The organism is Cognatilysobacter terrigena (assembly GCF_004361065.1).
Lineage (GTDB): Bacteria > Pseudomonadota > Gammaproteobacteria > Xanthomonadales > Xanthomonadaceae > Cognatilysobacter > Cognatilysobacter terrigena.
The window spans coordinates 1-2,636 of the sequence record NZ_SELT01000053.1 but is presented as its reverse complement, the minus strand read 5'-3'; the positions used below and the strand labels follow the sequence as shown (position 1 = coordinate 2,636).

Sequence of the window (2,636 nt, the reverse complement as noted above, 5' to 3'; positions counted from 1 at the left end):
TGTTCTTGCCCTTCACGTTGACCACGTTCACCGAGCGGACGTTGACGCCGAAAATCTTCTCGACGGCTTCCTTGATCTCGATCTTGTTGGCTTCCGTCGAAACCTCGAACACGTACTGGTTCGAGACTTCCTGCAGACGGGCCGTCTTTTCCGAGATGCGCGGCGCGCGGATGATGCTGTAGAGCTTGGCGTCGTTCATGCCAGCCACTCCTCGATCTTCTTGACCGCATCGGTCGTGAACACCACCGAGTCGGCGCCGACGAGCGTCACCGGGTCGAGACCCTGAACATCGCGGACTTCGACGTACGGCAGGTTGCGCGCCGACAGGTACAGGTTCTCCGTCGCGTCCTCGGTGACGAGGAGCGGACGGCGGCCGGTGCCGAGGTCCTTGAGCTTGGCGACGAGACCGCTGGTCTTCGGCGCGTCGATCTCGAACGTCTCGACGACGGTGACGCGGCCCTGGCGGTTGAGCTCCGACAGGATCGACGCCATCGCGGCGCGATACATCTTGCGGTTGACCTTCTGCGCGAAGCTGCGCGGCTTGGCCGCGAAGGTCACGCCGCCGCCGACGAAGATCGGAGCGGTCAGGGCGCCGTGACGCGCACCGCCACCCTTCTGCTTCTTCGACTTCTTCGTGGTGCCGTTCACTTCGGCGCGCGTCTTCTGCGCCTTGGTGCCCGAGCGACCTGCGTTGCGGTAGGCGACGACGACCTGGTGGACCAGGTCTTCGCTGAAATCACGGCCGAAGACGGCGTCGGAGACCGAGAGCGTCTTGCCGCTGTTGTTAATGGCGAGTTCCATCGTCTTCTCCTCAGCCCTTGGTGGTCGGGCGAACGATGACGTCGCCACCCGGAGCACCCGGGACCGCGCCCTTGACGGCGATCAGGCCACGCTCGGCGTCCACGCGGACGACCTCGAGGCCCTGCACGGTCTTGGTCTCGGCGCCCATGTGGCCGGACATCTTCTTGCCCGGGAACACTCGGCCCGGCGTCTGGCGCTGGCCGATCGAACCCGGCGAACGGTGCGAGAGCGAGTTACCGTGGGTGGCATCACCCATGGTGAAGTTCCAGCGCTTGATCGTGCCCTGGAAGCCCTTGCCCTTGCTGACGCCCTGCACGTCGACCATCTGGCCCGGCTGGAAGATGTCGGCCTTGATCTCGCCGCCAATCTCGAAACCGTTGATCTGGTCGTTCTCGACGCGCAGCTCCCAGAGGCCACGGCCGCCTTCGACCTTCGCCTTCGCGAGGTGACCGGCTTCCGGCTTGGTGTGCAGCGACGCGCGGCGCACGCCGGCAGTGACCTGCACTGCGGTGTAGCCATCGGTGTCGAGCGTCTTGATCTGGGTGATGCGGTTCGGCGTCGCTTCGATGAGCGTCACCGGAACCGACTTGCCGTCTTCGAGGAAGACGCGGCTCATGCCGGCCTTGCGACCGACAATGCCCAACGAATATTTCTTCGCGGTCATGGTGGGAGGCCTCAGGTCAGCTTGATCTGGACGTCAACGCCCGCCGCGAGCTCGAGCTTCATGAGCGCGTCCACGGTCTTGTCGTTGGGGTCGACGATGTCGAGCACGCGCTTGTGCGTGCGGGTCTCGTACTGGTCACGCGCATCCTTGTCGGCATGCGGCGAAACGAGAATGGTGTAGCGCTCGGTCTTGGTCGGCAGCGGGATCGGGCCGCGCACTTGCGCGCCGGTCCGCTTAGCCGTCTCGACGATCTCGCTGGCCGAGCGGTCGATCAGTCGGTGATCGTACGCTTTCAGCCGGATTCGGATCTTCTGGTCCGCCATGACGGTATTCCTTGATTAAAGAGCGACGGACACGGCGGCTTCATGCGCCATGCCCCACGGTGGCCGCGTACCTCGTGCCCTGCGGCCGGTGACACGCGTAAAGCAAAGCGAGCCGGTTTCCCGGCTCGCCAGACAGAAAAGTACGAGGCGCGTGAAGCACTGCGGCGGGCAGCGCGAGCTGCAGCCGGTGCGACACACGACGCTTCCCTGTCGGGCGAATACGAGTGGCGTCCTGCCCCTCATTTCGCTGTCGATCCCCTCGACGGATCGAAGGGACCGCGATTCTAGCCTGTATGCGAAGACCGCGTAAAGAGCCGAGCTCCACAAATTCAGGGTGGGCGACGTACGGCTTCGCCCGCTCGGCCTGCTCGGCCGGCTAAGGAGGCGAGTTTCGCCGCGACCGCCGCTTGGCGACGTCGAACGGAAACCGACCCTCTCACTAAAAGGAAAGGGCGCCGAAGCGCCCTTTCCGACTTGCCTGGATCGGCCGGATAACCGGCCGGAACCGCTCTTACTTGATGATCTTCGCCACGACGCCGGCGCCGACGGTGCGGCCGCCTTCGCGGATCGCGAAGCGCAGGCCTTCGTCCATCGCCACCGGGTTGATCAGCGACACCGTCATCTTGATGTTGTCGCCCGGCATGACCATCTCGACGCCGTCCGGCAGCGTGATCGAACCGGTGATGTCCGTCGTGCGGAAGTAGAACTGCGGGCGGTAGCCCTTGAAGAACGGCGTGTGGCGGCCGCCCTCGTCCTTGCTCAGCACGTACACCTCGGCCTCGAACTCGGTATGCGGGGTGATCGAACCCGGCTTCGCGAGAACCTGGCCGCGCTCGACGTCGTCACGC

General features: G+C 64.8%; 5 protein-coding genes. All 5 read right to left on the bottom strand.

Annotation, left to right across the window (positions count from 1 at the left end; genetic code table 11):
- On the bottom strand, window positions 1–199 hold a 199-nt coding region (gene rplW, locus EVS83_RS15300), incomplete at its 3' end, for a 50S ribosomal protein L23 (protein ID WP_133502035.1).
- A complete protein-coding gene (gene rplD, locus EVS83_RS15295) occupies window positions 196–801 on the bottom strand; it encodes a 50S ribosomal protein L4 (protein ID WP_133501593.1) in 606 nt (201 codons plus the stop codon). The genes rplW and rplD, both read right to left, overlap by 4 nt.
- A 10-nt stretch (window positions 802–811) precedes the next feature.
- Complete coding sequence (rplC, locus tag EVS83_RS15290) at window positions 812–1,465, bottom strand: 50S ribosomal protein L3 (protein ID WP_133502033.1); 654 nt, start codon at window positions 1,463–1,465, stop codon at window positions 812–814.
- A gap of 11 nt (window positions 1,466–1,476) precedes the next feature.
- The gene (gene rpsJ / locus EVS83_RS15285) at window positions 1,477–1,788 is read right to left on the bottom strand and encodes a 30S ribosomal protein S10 (RefSeq protein WP_115647024.1); all 312 of its coding nucleotides are present in this window, start codon (window positions 1,786–1,788) and stop codon (window positions 1,477–1,479) included.
- Window positions 1,789–2,299: 511 nt separating this feature from the next.
- The coding region (locus EVS83_RS15280) for an EF-Tu C-terminal domain-related protein (RefSeq protein ID WP_484030514.1) at window positions 2,300–2,636 on the bottom strand (337 nt) is incomplete at its 5' end.